The following is a 17,931-nucleotide window of genomic DNA, read 5'->3' on the forward strand; positions in this document are numbered from 1 at the left end:
CGTTGCGAGCCAGTTGTTCTCGCAAACTGCAGCGACCGCCTATTTTCCGCTGGATTTCCGGTGGGTGGTCGGCCGGATCCTGTCACGGGTTCGCCCGCGTGTCGTCGTCCTGTTCGAAACCGAGATCTGGCCCAACTTCATCAACAGCGCGATTTCGCTCGGCATTCCCGTGGTCGTCGTAAACGGGCGGATATCGGAAGCATCCTTTCGATATTACCGGCTGCTGCCCTGGATTTTTCGGAACATATTCGCCCGGATCAGCCGCATCGGCATGCAGTCGGGCGCCGACGCCGAGCGGGCGGTGGCGCTCGGGGCCAAGCCGGATGCGGTCTTCATCTGCGGGAACATGAAATTCGATGCGGTCTCGGAGCCGCCGTCGGCGGAACGCATCGAGGCCATTCGCCGCGAATTGCTGCTGCCGAGGAATGCCTCGCTGATCGTTGGCGGAAGCACTCACCAGGGGGAGGAAAAGGCCCTGGTGAATGCATACAAGCGCCTTCTGGACAAGAAGCCCGATACCCGCCTGCTCATTGCCCCGAGGCATCCCGAACGTTTCGACGAGGTGGAGGTGCTTATCCGAAGCCAGGGGTTCGACGTCCTGAGAAGGAGCAGGTGCTCAAGCAAGCTCAAGCCGCCCGCCTCCAATACCGTAATTCTCCTTGATACTATCGGCGAACTTGCGCAGGTATATGCGCTCTCGACGATCAGTTTTGTTGGTGGAAGCCTTGCAAATGTTGGAGGGCATAACATTATCGAGCCGGCCGCCGTGGCGAAAGCCATCGTTTTCGGCCCGCATATGCATCACTTCAAAGATATCAAGGAGATTTTCCTTTCGGAACAGGCTGCCATAATGGTCTCTTCCGAAGATGAGCTGTATGAGCGGCTGCGCGAACTCCTGCATAATCCGGAACGGATAAGAGCGATCGGAGACGCCGCGCTGCGCGTGGTGGAAAGAAATCGGGGCGCGACCGAACGGTATTTCGCCTTCCTGAAAGATTTCTTGTAGGTGGCCGTCAGAAAGAGGTGCATGAAGCAGGACAATCAAATATCTCCGGTGCTGGAAGAAAACAAACCGTTGCGCCTGTTCCGCACGTTTGCCCTCGCGATGTTGCTTCTCATCCTGGTGTTCGTGGTTTTCTCGAATACTCTCGCCAATGACTTCGTATTCGACGACTCTTCGATGATAAAGAACAATCCGGCAATCAGAAGCCCGCGCTATGTGAAGCTGTATTTTATCCGTCCGTTCTTTTCGGTCGGGCAGCCGGTAACCGGTCCGGTCGACTATGATTACTACCGGCCTCTCGTACTGGTCTCGTATTTGCTGGATTATTTGCTGTGGAACGGAAGCCCCGGCGGGTACCATTTGACGAACATAGTGTTGCAGTCGATAAGCGCGATCCTCTTTTTTCTTGTCCTTTGCAGGTTGAATGTGGCCGCCCCGGTCTCGTTTTTCGCCGCAGTTCTGTTTGCGGTGCATCCCGCAATCGCCGATTCGGTGGCAGGCGTTTCCGGCCGCTCCGATCCGCTGTGTGCTCTGTTTCTGCTGTCGGCGTTCTACTGTTTCCTCATGATGAAGCAGGCTTCACAACGGGCGAAACGGGTATGGCTGGCCGGCCTCAGCCTGTGTTACTTGTCCGCTCTGATGACGAAGGAAAACGCGATCGCCTTCCCGTTTCTTTTGGGTGCTTATGAATTATTGAAACCGAATCCCGCTCGCAGCGAGAAAAGCCTGAGGGACACGCTTAACACCCTGTTGCCGAGCTTCACCATTGCGGTCGCCTATTTTCTCTGGAGGAACACCGTCATCAACAGTTCATTTTCGCTGCGGGAGCGCGGCGAGCTTCTGCAGAGGTCGGCGACGTCCGCCGTTGTGGCGGCCGAATATCTGCTCATGGCGTTCGTTCCGGGTAATCTTTATTTCGAGCGATTTACGCGGCAGGTGGAAACGGTGTTATCGCCGCGGGCGGTCGTGTCGGTGGCCGTGTTGCTGATTCTGTTCCTTGCCGCCCTCTTCCTGAGGAAGCGGCATGCGCATATGAGTTTCTTCATCCTCTGGTTCTTCATTTTCCTTTTGCCTTTCTCCTACTTTTTCCTCTTCGTTCCGGAATCGATCTTCTTTACGCCGCCCCACTTCCTCTATTTCCCGCTGATGGGGCTGACGGCTGCGGCGGCACTGGCGGGCAACCATGTGCGGGGGTATTTGCGCGGGCGGCGGCAATCCTCATTATTTTTAGCATGCGGGGCGCTTATTCCCTGTCTGCTCGCCGTTCAAACAATAGGACGCAACGGCGACTGGCGGGATGAATTTACGTTTTTCTCGAAAATGCTGCGCCACGATCCGCTGAACGCCCGGACGTATATCGGCATGGGCAACACGCTGCTGGCGCGCGGTCAGATGGGGCACGCACTGGCGCGTTATGCGCAAGCCTACGAGCTGTCAGACCCGCTTCGGAATGAGAGAGCCGGTCCCTTTCCTGATGGCGCGAAAGAAGGAATGATTGCCATATCGAATTATCATGCTGCTGCGGCTAGTGCGGGCATGGGCGATGCTTATTTTGCCCTCGGTGAGCCTGAAAACGCTGTCGAGATGTATCTTGCGGCCCTTGAACAGAATGCTTTTAACTCGGTTATCCATTACAAGCTCGGGCGCGCCTATGAATACATCGGCAGTTTGGAGAAGGCGCTGGCAAGTTACGATCGCGCGCTCCGCCTCGACAAGAATTTGAGCGGCGCCAGGGCATCGCGCGAGATCATTCTTCTGAAGAAAGAAGTATACGATCAGGCGAAGCGCGTATACCTCACCTCACATCTGTCCGGCCGGGAGAAATCAGCCGACGCGTATTACGGCGAAGCCATCATGATCCGTCTGAGCGGGAAAGGGGAGGTGGCCGAAGCATTGTTGAGAGAGGCGGTAAAAGAAGACCCGTTTCATTTCGGGGCGAACCTGGCGCTGGGGCAGATTCTTTCGGAAAGAGGCGCGAACGAAGAGGCGCTGGGCAATTTCAGCATTGCGTACGCCTCGGTTCCCACCTCAGCAGTCGCGGCCAAAGAGCTCGCGCTGACGAGTCTGGTTTTGAAGGACACGCTTGGAGCGGTGCGATGGGCGGCGAAAGCCTACGAGCTTGCACCGGATCAATACTACGAGCAATTCTTGTGGGATGTTCAGAGACTGTCCGCGCCTGCAAAAAAAACAGCCTCTTAAGATTTCGGTCGAAACCACTCGACCGTTCGCCTGAGGCCTTCATCGAATTCCACCCGAGGCTCATATCCGAGTTCGCTCCGCGCCAACGTGATATCCGCAATGGAATCCCGCACGTCTCCGTTGCGTGGTGCAACATGGATGGGATCGATCTGTTTCGAGAGAGCTTCGTTCAGGCCCTTGACCAAATCGTTGATCGTGTGCCGTTTCCCGCAGGCGATGTTGAATGTCTTTCCCGCCACTTTTGAAGCGGGCGCAGTGCAGGCGAGCAGGTTTGCGGCGACGACATTATCGACGTAACAAAAGTCGCGAGATTGCTCGCCGTCGCCGTGAATTGTCGCGGGCACGCCCCCATTCATGGCGGAGATGAATATGGGGATCACGGCGGCATAAGGAGACGCCGGGTCCTGGCGCGGTCCGAAGACATTGAAGTACCTGAGCGCGACAGTCGGCAAATTGTAGAGGGAATAAAAAACGCGGGTATACATTTCGCCCGCAAGCTTCTCGATGGCATACGGCGAGAGTGGCCGAGTCGGCATATCCTCTTTCTTGGGCAGGACGGGCAGGTCTCCATAAACCGAGGAGGAGGAGGCATAGACAAAACGACGGATACCCGCCTCTCTTGCCGCCAGAAGCGTGACGAGCGTGCCATTGACGTTGATGTCGTGGCTGGTCAACGGGTCCTCGATTGAGCGCGGAACGGAAGGCAGGGCCGCCTGGTGCAGGCAAGAGTTCACGCCTTGCATTGCCCGGCGCATCAGCGCCGGGTCCCGGATATCGCCCTCGATCAACTCGATGCGGTCGCGCACCTCTTCCAGATTCTTCATTGACCCCGTGAAGAAATTATCAACGACTCGCACCTTTTCGCCGCGGTCGACCAGGTGCTTTACGATATGGGATCCGATAAATCCCGCACCGCCGGTTACCAGATAAATATTCATATCACATCCTGTTTCTGCCGGATTTTTTCATTTGGTCATTCGACCGTCACACTTTTCGCCAGGTTCCTCGGCTGGTCCACATCCAGTCCATTGAGAATCGTGACATAATATGCGAGCAACTGGAGCGGAATCACGGTCAGCAGAGGGCTGAGCATCTCATTGACCGTTGGAATATACATGACATAATCGCAATGCTTCGCGATCTCGGCATTTCCTTCGGTCGCAACAGCGATCACGATGCCTTTGCGAGCCCGGATTTCCTCGATATTGCTCAACATCTTTTCGTACACCCGGCCCGCGGGAGTAATGCAGACGACCGGAAATGTCCCGTCTATCAGCGCGATCGGCCCATGCTTCATCTCGCCGGCGCCGCATCCCTCGGCATGAATATAGGACAGCTCCTTCAACTTCAGCGCCCCCTCAAGCGCGTTTGGATAGTTGAAGCTGCGGCCCAGGTAGAGGAAATGGGCGGCCCCGCTGAATTTCTTCGAGCACAGCTTTACCGTCTCGTGGTTGTCGAGAATCCACTGCATCTTTTTCGGAAGCGCGCGCAGTTCGTCCAGCAGTGTACGGTAAAGATCCGATTCAATGGTTCCGCGTTTTCTGCCGAGATGCAACGAGAACAGCAGCAGCGCAAGCAACTGCGCGCTATATGCCTTGGTCGAGGCCACTGCAATCTCGGGGCCCGCGTAAACGTAGAGAGTGGAGTCGGAGGCCCTGTCAATACTGCTGCCCTCGACGTTGATGAGCGAGAGCACCTTTGCTCCGCGCTCGTGAGCCTCTTTCACGCCCGCCAGAGTATCGGCCGTCTCTCCGGATTGAGAAATGGCGACTACGAGGGTATTCTCGTTCAGAACAGGACTGCGATAGCGGAATTCGCTCGCGATATCGACTTCAACCGGGAGCCGGGCCAGGTTTTCGAGAAAATATTTTCCGACCATGCTCGCGTGGTATGCGGTCCCGCAGGAAACCATCTGGATTCGCTCGAGCGATTCGAGCCCCAGCCCTTCGAGGCGCGCCTCGCGGAACTGGATTTCATTCGAAGGAGAGATCCGCCGCATGATGACATCGTTTACCAGCGCGGGCTGCTCGAAGATCTCCTTTATCATGTAGTGCGGGTGACCGCCTTTTTCGATATCAGTCAGATTCAGATTGATCTCCTTGAAAAGCGGCTCGTGCTGAACGCCTTTGATGTCGCGGATAACCAGGCGGCTGCGGTCGAGCCTTGCCGCGTGGTAGTCTTCGAGATAGACGACTTTCCTGGTATGTTCAAGAATGGCCGAAGCATCCGAGGCGACGAGGCCGCAGCCGTTGCCGCACCCAATGACGAGCGGACTGCCGCACCGAGCCGCAACGATCGTGTCGGGTTCATGCATGCAAATGGTTGCGAGCGCATACGCGCCGCTCAGCCTTCGCATTGCCTGAAGCATTGCCTCGAGCAGATCGCCCGTATAGTTTTCCTCGATCAGGTGGACGACGATCTCGGTGTCCGTATCCGACGCAAAGCGGTGGCCTCTCTCGATAAGCTCGTTCCTGAGATCGGTATAGTTTTCGATGATTCCGTTATGGACGACCGTGAAGGAATTCGTACAGTCGCAGTGAGGATGGGCGTTCAATTGAGAAGGCACGCCGTGAGTCGCCCAGCGGGTGTGCCCTATTCCCGTGGTCCCGGTAATCGGTTCGTCCTGCAAGCGTTGCCGGAGCATCTTCAACTTGCCCACTTCTTTCACGACTTGCATTCCGGAATGGTTCAGCACGGCGACTCCCGCGGAGTCGTATCCGCGGTATTCCAGCCGCCTTAATCCCTCGAGAATAACCGGAACCGCCTGTTCTTCACCTACATAACCGACTATTCCGCACATCGATCTACCTCTTCTTGAAGTTATAAGTACTGAACTAATTCCCCGTCACAATAGACATCTCTTGTTCCTTGGAACGATAACAGCCGCCATCCGCGCCATTCGAGTAAGCGTGAGGATGTGGCTCCATATCGCCGCCGTCTAATGATATCTCATAGTCTCCGGCCTCCACAAGAGCCGCTCCCGGCTACAATACGAGTTCATCCAATTCTACCGGAGATTCGGTCAGGCAAACCGGCCCACTCGGCGAAACCCAGACAGTATCCGAATGTCTGAAACCGCCGTAGCCGGGAATGTAAATGCCCGGCTCGATGCTCACGACCTCGTTCACTTGAAGTTCCGCTTCGCTCCCTTCGGCAATCCAGGGGGCTTCATGGGAACCGATTCCGAACCCGTGGCCGGTGCGGTGGAGGATATGGTCGGCATGCCCCTGCGCCCTCAGATAATCAAGGACCTTCCTGTCGATTTCGCCGCAAACGGCGCCCGGTTTGATCAGGGAAAACGCAATCGCGCGAGCCTCCATCATTGTTTCAAATAATTCCCGCGCCATCTGGTCGGGGGCGCCGACGAAATAGGTGCGCTCGCATTCGGCCGAGTATCCGTCCGCCTGCAGGCTCACGAGCGATACATTGGGCTGTCCCTCCTGAATTGTATCGTTTATGGAGGGAGTGGAGTGAGGCATCGCGCTCATGCGGCCGATCCATACCGCAGCCACGATATTTGTCACCTGGAAATTGACCTGCGGCATATCCTGAATTATCTTGTACGTCATGGCGTTTCTTCCCGCCGAGTAGAGCGTGAGCTCGGTTACCCCGATGGCCGAATTTTCAAGGAGAGTTTGTGTTCCCGTGTCGGCCACTTCCGCCGCATAAGCAATCCGCCCGAGCTCCCATTCGGATTTTACGAGGCGGCATTCCTGAATAATGTCCGCGATAGCAGTTTGCCGTCCAATAGCCTCACGAACATATGAGGGGAGCGTAGATTCGATCCCGATTTTCTTGGCCGAGCCCAGCCCGCGTTCAAGCGCATCGGCCCACCCTTTGCCTGCCACAGCAGGATATTCACGGTATGAATCGATTCGAGTTATCCAAGTATGTTCTTTGGCGTGATCAACTTCTAGTCTTGGTAAAACAAAACTCGCTTGGCCGTCCTTCAAGACCAGAAAGAACGGACGCTCCTGAGCCGTATAGACGAAGCCGGAAAGATAATACACGTTTTCGAGCCACATCGCGACGTACGCGTCGAAACCCCGCTCCACCGCCTTGCGCCATACTCTTTGCACCCGCGTTTCATATTCCTGGCGGGATGGTCGATTCGTTATAGGAGTTATCTGTTTCATTCATCCCTTCCCACACGCCCCGCCGCTGAGACGGGGGGATCATCTCGCAGCAAAATTGGTCAAGTGGCCGGTGTCGTTCAATCGTACAATCACCGGGTGAGGCCACCTCTCGCCGATCTCAATCAGGTTCACCGCGCTCTCGTCCTGTCGCAAATGCCGGAAATATTTCAGATCGAGATTCATAAGTCTGCAAAGCAGCGCCAGATTGCACAGGTTATGTCCGACAACGATCACATTCCCTGTTGGATACGCCTCAATGATTTCCGCCAGCGCATTCCATGCCCGCTCCTGCACCGCCCGCATCGATTCGCCGCCCGGTAGCACCAGGTCGGCCGGGTCGTGCATCCAGCGCTCCAGGAAATCGGCATGAAGAGAGACCAGCTCCGAGAGAGTCAATCCCTCGAACTGCCCCTGGTTTATTTCGCGAAAACCATCCGACATCTTGACCGGTGCATCATGATATCGTGCAATAATTCGGGCGGTTTCGGATGCGCGTTTCAATGTGCTCGAATAAATCGCCTCGAGCTTGATGCTGCTGAGTTGTCGCGCGAGTGATTCCGCCTGCAACCGCCCGGTGCCGTTCAATTCGCTATCGGTGAATCCCTGGCACCGTCGCTCGCAATTCCATGCGGTCTGTCCATGTCGGATTAAATATAATAGCATAATGTACTTTTAATGAAACTTTCAGCAGGTCCCGGCATGATGCGCTGCAAAGCTGTCCCGTCTCAGTTTACCAGGCCGATTCTGTTTATCGGATTATAGATGAACTTCACTTTTGCCTCGACAAGAGCAAACGGGATGGGTCCGAGGAACCTGCTGTCGAAGCTGTTGACTCTGTTATCGCCCAGAACAAAATACGCGTTTTCAGGAATCCTCTGCGAAACGATGGTATCCGTAGATCGATATTTGACGAAGGGCTCGTCCAGCAGGCGCCCGTTGATGTACACGTACCCATTGAACATGGAAATGGTTTCTCCCGGCATTCCGATGACTCGTTTCACGTAGAAATCGTCTTCTCTCCCGCTGGTAAAAATGATGATGTCAAAACGCAGTATGTCTTCCGGATCGGCGGCGAATCCTGCGATATAATCGGACTGTTTCAGCGTCGGGCTCATCGACTCTGACGGGACGAGGTAAAATTTTATCTGTTTGATATCGAACAGGTAAAGGACAAGGGCGAAGAAAGCCAACGCCAGCCAAGGGGATAGGCGTCCTTTTTTCATTTTTTTGCACGGTCCCCCCCACCGGATAATGGAATTTCGAATGTATTGTTTTTCAATCTACTTCAGCCCCAGTTTTTTCATTTTTTTGTGGAGAGTGTTGCGGTTGATGCCAAGCATTTCAGCCGCTCGAAGTTGATTCCCCCTGCAGCGGGCCAAAATTTTTTGGATCAACGGTTTTTCCAGTCTCTCCAGCAACTGATCGTAAATGGCGATTTCAGACGATAAGGAGAGCAATTCTCGTTCCACCAGATCGCTCCACGAGGCGCCCGACTCAGCGGCGGGTTTCTGTCCGCCGGCGGGCAGGGCGAGCGCGATATGTTCGGTGGTTATCGTCTGTTCGATCTGCATTACCATGATTCTCTTGATCAGGTTTTCGAGTTCGCGCACGTTCCCGGGCCATGAATAGGCTTCGAGCAGTTCGAGTGCGGCTGGGTCTATAACGCGCGGCTCGGTATTCATCTCATCTGCAAACCGCTGAATGAAATAAGCGGCAAGCTCGGGGATGTCTTCTTTCCGCTCCCGCAGAGGAGGCAGCTTTATCGGCACGACATTCAACCGGTAGTACAGATCCTCTCGAAAGCGGCCTTCTGCGAGTTCGATATCGAGGTTCCGGTTTGTGGCCGCCACCACGCGCACGTCAACTTTCAGTGTGCCATGGCCGCCGACGGGCTCCACCTCGTGTTCCTGCAACACGCGCAGCAGTTTTCCCTGCAAATCGAGGCTGATGTCGGAAACCTCGTCAAGAAAGAGAGTGCCGCCTTGCGCCTGCACGAATTTGCCGGTGCGGTTGGAGGTGGCGCCGGTGAAGGCGCCTTTGATGTGTCCGAACATCTCGCTCTCCAGAAGGTTCTCGGGAATAGCGACGCAATTGACCGGCACAAATGGGCGCGATGAGCGGCGGCTGTTGTAATGAATTGCTCGCGCAACCATCTCCTTGCCGGTTCCGCTTTCGCCCTGAATCAGCACCGTTGCATCTTTATCTGCAACTCGACCAATCTTCTTATACACATCCTGCATTTTCTCGGATGTGCCGACGAGATTGTTGATATCGTATTTGCGGCGAAGGTTAGCCCGCAACTCCAAATTTTCGCGGGCAAGCGCCTGAGCCTTCAGTGCTTTTTGAACCGTCAGCTCGAGCTGCTCGACATCAAACGGTTTGGTGAGGTAGTCGTACGCTCCCCATTTCATCGCTTCGATCGCCGTCATCATTGTTCCGTACGCCGTGATGATGATAACCGCGAGGTCGGGCTGAATCAGCCTGGCCTGAGAAAGCGCTTCCAGTCCACTCATTCCCGGCATGCGAATATCCATCAAGAGCACGTCATACGTCGATTCTCTCAGCTTCTGCAGTGCGTCGCCGGCGACCGCAACCGCGTCTGAATCGTATTTGGGCGGTGCAAACGTCTTGTTCAGCACCCACCTCATACTCTCGTCGTCGTCCGCGATCAGGATCCTTGCCATTCCACAAGCTTCTCCATCAAATATGCCCTCTGATCGATCTAAACGATATCGAAAACGTCGTCCCGATTCCCTCTCTGCTCATAACATCGATCGTTGCGCGGTGTTCCTCTATGATCCGATGCGAAAGCGCGAGACCGAGTCCGGTTCCCTCTTCGCGAGTTGTAAAGAAAGGCGTGAACAATTGTTCCAGCGCCGCCGCGCTCATCCCGCAGCCGGTATCCGATATGTCGACAACCACCACGTTTCGATTCGAGCCCGGTGATTGAGCATCCACCGTTACCGTGATTGAAAGTGTGCCTCCGCCGGGCATTGCCTGCAGGGCGTTGAGGAACAGGTTCAAAAAGACTTGCGTCAGTTGGCCGCCATCGGCCCGGATGAGCGGCACGGAGGGCGGGAACTTCTTGATGATCTGGAAGCCGCCGCGTTCGATATCCGGCTTCACGAGTTCAAGCGCCCGTTCCATTACCGGAATGATATTTGTCGGGACCATTTCGGTCTTCGAGGGGCGGGCAAAATCCAGGAGCTGTTTGACCGTACGATCCAGCCGATCGACCTCCTTGATGATGACATCCAGAAAATCGCGGACACGCCTGTCATCCTGTATCTCGCGAAGAAGCAATTGTGAGGCGCCGCGGATGCATCCGAGCGGATTCCTGATCTCGTGAGCGACGCCCGCCGCCATTGTGCCGAGCGAAGCCAGCCGCTGGTTTCGCCGCGATTGCCGCTCGAGGCGCTTCACATCGGTCAGATCCTGCACGTTCACCACGATTGCCTGTATGGCATTCGCTTCGTCGCAAACGATCGACCAGGTGAAAAGGACGGGTACGGGGTCCGGAGCGACTCCGAATATCTGCGTTTCGAAACTGGGGGCGGCGCCGGGGTCGTCATAGATTCTTTCAATGATGTTCAAGACGTTCTGGAACCGATTGAATACATCGAGATACAGTTTTCCCGCGACACTCTCGCGCTTCAACCCGAAAATCTGTTCTGCGGCGGGGTTCAGCGCCTGCACCAATCCTCTCGGATCGAGAACGAGCACGCCCTCGGGCATTCCTGCAAGTATTCGGTCGGTACGCTCCTTGAGGCTGACGACCTCGCTGATTGCGCCGTGCACGCGGACGGCCTGTGCGATCATGGAAGCGATGATGGTGAGGAAGCGCATGTCGCTCTCGAGCGTATCGTCGCTGGAGCGCACCTTGTCGACGCTGAGCACGCCCATCACCTCGTTTTGCAGTTTCAGAGGAACGCACAGGAAAGCGATCATGTCCCTGTCGATGTTCTTTCGCGCGCCGGTGCGATCGAGAAACAGCGGTTCGCGCCCGATGCTGGGAACGATGACCGGTCCCCTCAACTCGACCACCTTTCCGGTGATCCCCTCGCCGATCTTGTACTTGCCGCGCTTCATCTCCTCCTCGGTCAACCCGTGGGCGACACGAATGATCAGTTCCTTGGTCTCCGGATCGAGCAGTGTCAGGGTTCCCCGCTCCATTCCGAAGCGAGAGGCGAGGATTTCCATGATCTGCTGGAAGGTTTCCGAGAGGTCATGCGATGCGCCCAGCTTCTCCGATATCGCCAGGAGAGCCTCGATTTCAGGGGTTCTCAAGCGAGAGGACTCAAGGGAGGAATTGCCGCGGGTCTCTGTCATTTCTGGTCTTCGGAAAGAACCTCATTCATGCTGCCCGTCCGATAGCCTTCGAGGTCAAGCGTGATGTAGGTGTATCCGATTCGCTTCAGTTCGCCTACAATTTCAGCTATCAATGCCGTGTTAAAGAAAAGGCTCATCTCCGAAGGGGGCACTTCAATACGGGCTGTATGATCGTGATGGCGAACACGCACTTGTTTGAATCCTTTTCCGCGAAGGAACCGCTCCGCCGCATCCACCCGCTCGAGCTTATCCGCCGATATCTCTTGACCATACGGGAAGCGGGAGGAGAGACAGGCAAACGATGGCTTGTTCCAGGTCGGCAAATCCAATTCTTTTGAGAGCTGTCTGATATCCGATTTGGTCAGGCCGGCTTCGCGAAGAGGGCTTCGCACGCCCAACTCGACGGCGGCGCGGCCGCCGGGCCGGTAGTCGGCCTGATCGTCCAGGTTCGAGCCATCGACCACGGTGTTCAATCTCTCGGTTTTGGCTACCTTGACCAATTTGCCGAACAGTTCCCGCTTGCAATAATAACAGCGATTGGGAGGATTCTGGACAAATTCGGCGATTTCCGTTTCCTCCGACTCGATCACCAGGTGCCGCGCTCTCATCTGTCTGGCCAGCCGGCAGGCTTCCTCGAATTCGGCCTTAGGATAAGTTGAAGACGTCGCAGTTACGGCAAGCACATTTTGAGGACCGACCGCATCCAGCGCCGATCGTAGGAGAAATGTGCTGTCAACGCCGCCGGAGAAGGCGACCAGCATGCTTCCCATATCCTGCAAAATGCTCTGAAGCTTCTGTTTTTTTTCTTCCAACATATTTTTGCCTAAAAAATAGGCATAATTTTCCTTCCAATAACTATATCAGAGCAAAGAAATTGTGTCAATTTCGGGTGGAGAGCCCGGTCAGAAGCTGTTTCCTGCGAGCATATCTCGCACGGCGACGTAGGCGGGCGAATCGTCGGGGAGCTGTAGCAGGGGCCGACCTTGCATGTCGAAGGCGGCAACCGATTCGTCCTCGGGTATGCAGGCAAGCAGTTCAAGACCCGTCTGCTGCGCCAGCGCCCGCGCATGCGATTGATTGCGGACCCGGTTGAGGACGAGCCCGATCTTCTTATATTGAATGATCTTGTGTGATTCAATGACCTCTCTTATGAGGGTCGCAGTCTGAAGGCCGCGGGCGGAGACGTCGGAAACAATGAGCGGGACGTCCACACTGCGGATGACCTGTCTGCTGATTTGCTCGACGCCCGCTTCGCCATCAATGAGTATGATATCAAAGTAGGCCGCCATGCCTTTAATGCCTTCGCGCAACAGGTCATTGACCGGGCAATAGCAGCCCAACGACTCGGGGCGGCCCATCACGAGCATGCTGAATGAGTCTGTCTCGATCAGTGCTTCGAGGAGCAAGTAATCGAGAGAACGGGCAATGCTTTGCTTCTCTTTAGGACCGGCGGCGCGCGCTTCTCGAATGATTTTTTCCCTGACATCGTTGACGGTCATGCTGGGCTGAACTCCAACGGTGGCGGGGAGGCACATGGTAGGATCGGCATCGATGACGAGGAGCTTTCCCTGCCGGTTCTGAAGGTAATATTTTGTCAGCAAAGCAGTCAGCGCCGTTTTTCCGCTGCCGCCTTTGCCGCAGGCGGCAATCAGGCGCTTGCGCTGTGGCACATTCATTTTTCAGGTTCCTCGGGTTTCGCAGTTTCCTGTGTGGGCCGACTGCCGTCTCTTGCAAAAGTGATGATGCGATCGCCTTTGCGAATCGAGATGATTTCGCGGATATTATCGCAAACCGGCTTTTCGGGACATTCGGTGCAGTCGAGCCCCGTAGTGCACTCGTAGGTTCCATCGGGCAGGCGCTGGTACGTCTGGATCTGCTCCAGCTCTTCCCGCGCCGGCTGAATGATTCCCTCCAGGGCGGCAACGTCCTCTTTGCATCTTGTCACGAAGAATACCTCGATTCCAGTGATGCCGGGGCATTGATCCTTGAGCGAGTTGCGGAGTTGCGAGCCCAACTTCTCGAGCGAGAAGCCGGAACCCGCCGCCTCTCTGCTCACGCGCGCCCACACCCGATTCGGAACGCTGCGCAGCATATAGCCGTCCATCTGGGATGAGGTATGAATGATGCGGTCCATCGCCAGAGATATCTCGCCGGCGTCCTTTGTGCAAGAGCCGATTACCACCTGTGCAAACGGCAAGACTTTACCTTGGCTTTCGGGGATATCAGGACCGAGCATCGTCAAGCGTCCATCATCAACCAGTGAATGCTCGAGTGTGGCCGCGCACAGCGAGCATGAGCCGGCTGAAGGATGGCCGAGCTCAACGAAGGTATTCTCCTTAAAGATGATCGACGGCGCCGTCTGTTGAAGCTTTTCGGGCGGAGAAAGATCGATACGCGATGGCAAGAGAGCGGTACGAAATTCCTTTTCGTTGCTTCTCAGGTCGAACCATTCCCGCAGCGAAGTTATTGTTGCGTCAAACATTCCTTAAATACTTCTCGCGTTGCATTATCATTCTTTTCGGAAAGCAATGGGCCGCTTTCAGTCTACCAGACGGCACCTGATGAATCAACCAACCAGCGGCTCTCCCGTATCGTTCGGCGGAAGCTTTACACTGCCCGCCGCGGTGGGATATAATGCCGGTTGCTGAGCATTCGGTCTGGATTCGCATCGGGAGGATTATGAAAAAGCTCTCACTTGTTCCGAACTTGTGCACCGGCTGCCGGGAATGTCAATTGATGTGTTCCCTGAAACACGCTGGGAGATTCAATCCCGCGGAAGCCCGGATTCGCATCGAGTATGATGTCGAGATGAACTGCTATAGTCCGGTGATTTGCCGGCAGTGCGATGAACCTGCGTGCGCTGATGCGTGCCCTTCGGAGGCGTTTTCCCGGGATGACCGGAGCGGGTCTCTCGTTATCGATGCAGAGAAGTGCTCGCTTTGTCTGCAGTGCGTGGACGCCTGTCCCTACGGCGCGATACGGGTTGCGCCCGATGGGACGGTTCTCAAATGCGACCTTTGCGGCGGTGATCCCGAGTGCGTGAAGTTCTGCTCGAAGCGCCCTGAAATGAGCAGCCCGCTGATGGCAAATCCCGAAGGCGCGACCGCCCTCATTCTCATTGAGAATGGAACGCCTGCGCCTGCTCAAGGATAAAACAGGAGCACCGGAAATGGATGGTTACGGCGACATTTTACGAGTGGACCTTACAAGCGGCCGCATCAAGCGCGAACCGATTCCGCGAGGATTGATCAAGAAATTTGTGGGCGGAATGGGCATAAACGATTACCTTCTGTGGGAGCATTTCCTCGAGGTGAATCCGCACATCGACCCGCTCAGTCCCGACAATGTCCTCATCGCAGGCCTCGGACCGCTTGGCGGGACCGGCTTCGGACTCGGCAGCAAAATGAAATTCACCTTCAAGTCTCCGGTTACGGGCTTCTTCGGCGACAGTGCAAGCGGCGGCAATTTTGCCTCTCAGATGCGGTGGGCGGGCATTGACCATCTGGTGCTGACGGGTCGCGCAAAAAACCTCGTATATCTGTACATTGAGGATTCCCGCATCGAGATACGGGATGCTGAACACCTGCGGGGCCTCGGGACGCACGAGACCGTGAGGAAGCTGCGTTCCGGGGAAGTTCCCGCGGATGCCGGCATAGCGTGCATCGGGCCGGCCGGCGAGAACGGCGTCCGCTATGCCTCGATTGTTTCCACTGAGGAGCGGGTGGCAGGCCGCACCGGTTCGGGCTGTGTTGCGGGAACCAAAAACTTGAAGGCGATTGTGGCCGTGGGGAGGCGCGGAATCCCGGTTCACGACTCGGCTGCGGCGCATGAAGCCGCTCTGAGAATCTTCAATGCGATCGATGCCGATCCGCTTGTGTACGTCTTCAAGAAGAACGGGACCTTCAACATGGTCGAGTTTTATGATGCGATCGGCGGCAACGCTTTTCGGAACAACCAGTTCTCGGATGTGCCCGATGATAAGATCCGGATGATGTCGCCCGACTGGTATTCTGCAAACATGAAACTGCGCGACCTCGCTTGCTCGCCCGGCTGCACGTTCGGCTGCGATTCATCCTGCAAGATCAAGGGAGACGAAACCGAGCTTGCGAAACGACTGGAAAGCCCCGTGGGGGGCAGTCCCGAATATCTCACCATCGCCAGTTTCGGCATGGGATGCGACATTGCGGATATGACTGCGATTACCCACTTTCATCGATTGTGCAACGAGTACGGCATGGACCTTGGCGAAATCGGGGGGATAATACCTTTCCTCATGGAACTGTGGCAGCGTGGAATCATCACGGCGGAACACACGCGCCAATGGTTTGGTGAGCCTGTTTCGCTCGAGTGGGGCAATTTCGATGCGGTCGAGAAGATTATTCGCGCCGTCGCGCTCCAGGAAAACGAGTTGGGGATCATTTGCTCGCACAACATACGAAAGACTGCCGAGGCCCTTGAAAAGATCACCGACCTGCCCACGATGCCGTACGTTGTCTGCGGCAAGGGCGGCGGCGCATTCCATGAGGAAATCCGGTCGTTCCCGATTTGGGCGGTCAATTTTGCCGTCGCCTCGAGAGGATGCGATCATCTGAAGGGGTTGAATATCATCGATAAGGGATTCCGGCAGGACATCTCAATGGCGTGGCTGGGGAAACCTGATGCGGGTATCGGATACACGCCCGATCTCAAGGGAGCCGCAGCCGCGCTTTCGGAGAATCATGCCGCCTCCATCAATTGCCTGGGCATTTGCATCTTTCGCCCGGCCACCGATCCGTTATGCATGCCGCCGAAACTGTTCACAGATGCGTATGCTGCGCTCACGGGTCTTCCACTGGCGCCGGAGGAACTGCTGCTCGCGGGCGAGCGCGCCTGCAATCTTGAGAAGGCTTTTAATTCGCGCTTGGGATTGCGAAGGAGCGACGATGCTCTGTGCGCGCGCTGGATGGATGAGCCGGTAACCTTTGAGTACGGTTACGGCATGAAGGCGAGAGATTACCTCGATAACCTGCTTGACGAGTACTACGAGCGCCACGGCTGGGACAAGTATTCCTCGTTGCCGACCCGCAAGAAGCTCGAGACTCTCGAACTGGGCGACGTCGCCGATGTGCTGGCGAAAGAAGGCGCGCTCGTCTAGGAGACAGGATAAGGGGAGAGCATGAAGGTAAAGGTGCGTTATCTGGGTGCATTCGCGGACGCGGTGAAATACGGAGAAGTGCTGTACGACTGCTCCGCCATTACGTTGGATTCGCTCGTGGAGGAGTTGGCACAGAGAAATGGCGAGAAATTTCGGAAGCTCTTAGTTGATCCGGCAACCGGAGACATTCGCGGAGGCGCAATTTTGCTTTTGAACGGTCACCGCATCGCTCTGGATCATCCTCTGTGCGAGCACGATGAACTCGTGTTTTTGACTCCCGTGGCAGGGGGAAAAAGATGAGGGAAACTCGCTCACGAAACCTTGCCGTGTGGCGAAAATTTTCGAAGGGTATAGATAAAGTCTTTCAGTTGGACACGCCTCTGATCGTCAAGATTGGTGAATTTTAATCCGGCCGGATATTGTCCCGTCGAGACGGGCACATTGCCTATCCACCTGATCTCCGCTTGAAACCCAAGCCGGGCAAATTCTTTTCCTGTCAACTCGAGGGTCACGCGGACTCCGCGTTCAATGGGAGCGGGCAACAAGATACCCGCGCCTGCCTCGCTCAGGTTTACGATTTCGACGGACGGCCCGGGCTCGGCCGAATTGGCGGGCAGTCGAATCACAACTTGTTCAACCAGCGCATCCAGCGCCGCCCGCGGCCATTCCCGGCGCTCAACAAAATGCTTTTCGAGATTCTCCATGCCGTGTTCGTTCTATCCGAAGATCGTGACGTACAGAACGGCTGCTGTCCCGAGGACAACTCCGACAATCGTTCCGCCGATAAACCCGAAGACACCGGTCCTGATGGAATTCATCATCATGTCGAAGGGCGTGCCGCCGAGCGTCTGGTAAATTCCCCAGCCGATGCCCGCCAAAACGCCGATCATCGAAAACGTTTCAACCAGATGAATGAATGTGGCTTTACGAGTTCCTCTATTGATCGCCATTCTGTTTCACCTCATTAAAGGAAGGCTTTTTTAGCCTATTTTATCATACAATTGCAGAAAATCAAGATATGCGGCGCCGAGTGTAGGGCTTACGCATCTAAATCGGCCCTTGGGGGCGGATTTTTGCTGACTGCTCCTTCTTATTGGCTCTGTTGGGTTTCCTTTGTGGTTTTGGAGATG

At 55.7% G+C, this 17,931-nt stretch carries 17 protein-coding genes; 5 read left to right on the plus strand and 12 right to left on the minus strand.

Going from position 1 to position 17,931, the window contains the following annotated elements:
• A partial coding sequence (locus tag C4520_17615) for a 3-deoxy-D-manno-octulosonic acid transferase (GenBank protein ID RJP17076.1) occupies positions 1-1,006 on the plus strand: 1,006 nt, incomplete at its 5' end.
• 21 nt (positions 1,007-1,027) lie between these two features.
• Positions 1,028-3,202 (plus strand): tetratricopeptide repeat protein, encoded by a 2,175-nt coding sequence (locus tag C4520_17620; protein ID RJP17077.1) that lies wholly within the window; start codon positions 1,028-1,030, stop codon positions 3,200-3,202.
• Here C4520_17620 and C4520_17625 read toward each other — a convergent pair.
• From C4520_17625 to C4520_17670, 10 genes are all read right to left on the minus strand, one after another.
• Complete coding sequence (locus C4520_17625) at positions 3,199-4,140, minus strand: SDR family oxidoreductase (GenBank protein ID RJP17078.1); 942 nt, start codon at positions 4,138-4,140, stop codon at positions 3,199-3,201. The genes C4520_17620 and C4520_17625 overlap by 4 nt on opposite strands.
• A 35-nt stretch (positions 4,141-4,175) precedes the next feature.
• A complete protein-coding gene (glmS, locus tag C4520_17630) occupies positions 4,176-6,002 on the minus strand; it encodes a glutamine--fructose-6-phosphate transaminase (isomerizing) (GenBank protein RJP17079.1) in 1,827 nt (608 codons plus the stop codon).
• A gap of 184 nt (positions 6,003-6,186) precedes the next feature.
• Positions 6,187-7,338: an aminopeptidase P family protein gene (locus tag C4520_17635; protein ID RJP17080.1), complete on the minus strand. Its 1,152-nt coding sequence runs from the start codon at positions 7,336-7,338 to the stop codon at positions 6,187-6,189.
• Positions 7,339-7,377: 39 nt separating this feature from the next.
• Positions 7,378-8,001 (minus strand): histidine phosphatase family protein, encoded by a 624-nt coding sequence (locus C4520_17640; protein ID RJP17081.1) that lies wholly within the window; start codon positions 7,999-8,001, stop codon positions 7,378-7,380.
• 62 nt (positions 8,002-8,063) lie between these two features.
• Positions 8,064-8,561, minus strand: a complete 498-nt coding sequence (gene lepB, locus C4520_17645) for a signal peptidase I (GenBank protein ID RJP17082.1) — start codon at positions 8,559-8,561, stop codon at positions 8,064-8,066.
• 57 nt (positions 8,562-8,618) lie between these two features.
• Positions 8,619-10,022, minus strand: coding sequence for a sigma-54-dependent Fis family transcriptional regulator (locus C4520_17650; GenBank protein ID RJP17083.1), 1,404 nt, complete (start codon positions 10,020-10,022; stop codon positions 8,619-8,621).
• A 16-nt stretch (positions 10,023-10,038) separates the two neighbouring features.
• On the minus strand, positions 10,039-11,667 hold the full coding sequence (locus tag C4520_17655; GenBank protein RJP17084.1) for a GAF domain-containing protein: 1,629 nt from the start codon (positions 11,665-11,667) through the stop codon (positions 10,039-10,041).
• The gene (gene larE / locus C4520_17660; protein RJP17085.1) at positions 11,664-12,482 is read right to left on the minus strand and encodes an ATP-dependent sacrificial sulfur transferase LarE; all 819 of its coding nucleotides are present in this window, start codon (positions 12,480-12,482) and stop codon (positions 11,664-11,666) included. Before larE ends, C4520_17655 begins: the two co-directional genes overlap by 4 nt.
• A gap of 87 nt (positions 12,483-12,569) precedes the next feature.
• A complete protein-coding gene (locus C4520_17665) occupies positions 12,570-13,343 on the minus strand; it encodes a carbon monoxide dehydrogenase maturation protein (GenBank protein ID RJP17086.1) in 774 nt (257 codons plus the stop codon).
• Complete coding sequence (locus C4520_17670; GenBank protein ID RJP17087.1) at positions 13,340-14,149, minus strand: hypothetical protein; 810 nt, start codon at positions 14,147-14,149, stop codon at positions 13,340-13,342. Before C4520_17670 ends, C4520_17665 begins: the two co-directional genes overlap by 4 nt.
• A gap of 152 nt (positions 14,150-14,301) precedes the next feature.
• On the opposite strand from C4520_17670, the gene C4520_17675 reads away from it, so the two are divergent.
• Genes C4520_17675 through C4520_17685 form a run of 3 tightly spaced genes read left to right on the plus strand, consistent with a single transcriptional unit; the run spans position 14,302 to position 17,101 of the window.
• Complete coding sequence (locus C4520_17675) at positions 14,302-14,820, plus strand: 4Fe-4S dicluster domain-containing protein (GenBank protein ID RJP17088.1); 519 nt, start codon at positions 14,302-14,304, stop codon at positions 14,818-14,820.
• Positions 14,792-16,801 carry a hypothetical protein gene (locus tag C4520_17680; protein RJP17089.1) on the plus strand — a complete coding sequence of 670 codons (2,010 nt, stop codon included), beginning with the start codon at positions 14,792-14,794 and terminating at the stop codon, positions 16,799-16,801. The genes C4520_17675 and C4520_17680 overlap by 29 nt, the downstream gene beginning before the upstream one ends.
• 21 nt (positions 16,802-16,822) lie before the next feature.
• Positions 16,823-17,101: a hypothetical protein gene (locus tag C4520_17685; GenBank protein RJP17090.1), complete on the plus strand. Its 279-nt coding sequence runs from the start codon at positions 16,823-16,825 to the stop codon at positions 17,099-17,101.
• 11 nt (positions 17,102-17,112) lie between these two features.
• On the opposite strand, the gene C4520_17690 is transcribed toward C4520_17685, so the two are convergent.
• Together C4520_17690 and C4520_17695 are read right to left on the minus strand one after the other, a co-directional pair.
• A complete protein-coding gene (locus C4520_17690) occupies positions 17,113-17,505 on the minus strand; it encodes a PilZ domain-containing protein (GenBank protein ID RJP17091.1) in 393 nt (130 codons plus the stop codon).
• Positions 17,506-17,517: 12 nt separating this feature from the next.
• A complete protein-coding gene (locus tag C4520_17695) occupies positions 17,518-17,751 on the minus strand; it encodes a hypothetical protein (GenBank protein ID RJP17092.1) in 234 nt (77 codons plus the stop codon).
• Positions 17,752-17,931: the final 180 nt, after the last annotated feature.

This window comes from Candidatus Abyssobacteria bacterium SURF_5, assembly GCA_003598085.1.
In the GTDB taxonomy this organism is placed as follows: domain Bacteria; phylum Abyssobacteria; class SURF-5; order SURF-5; family SURF-5; genus SURF-5.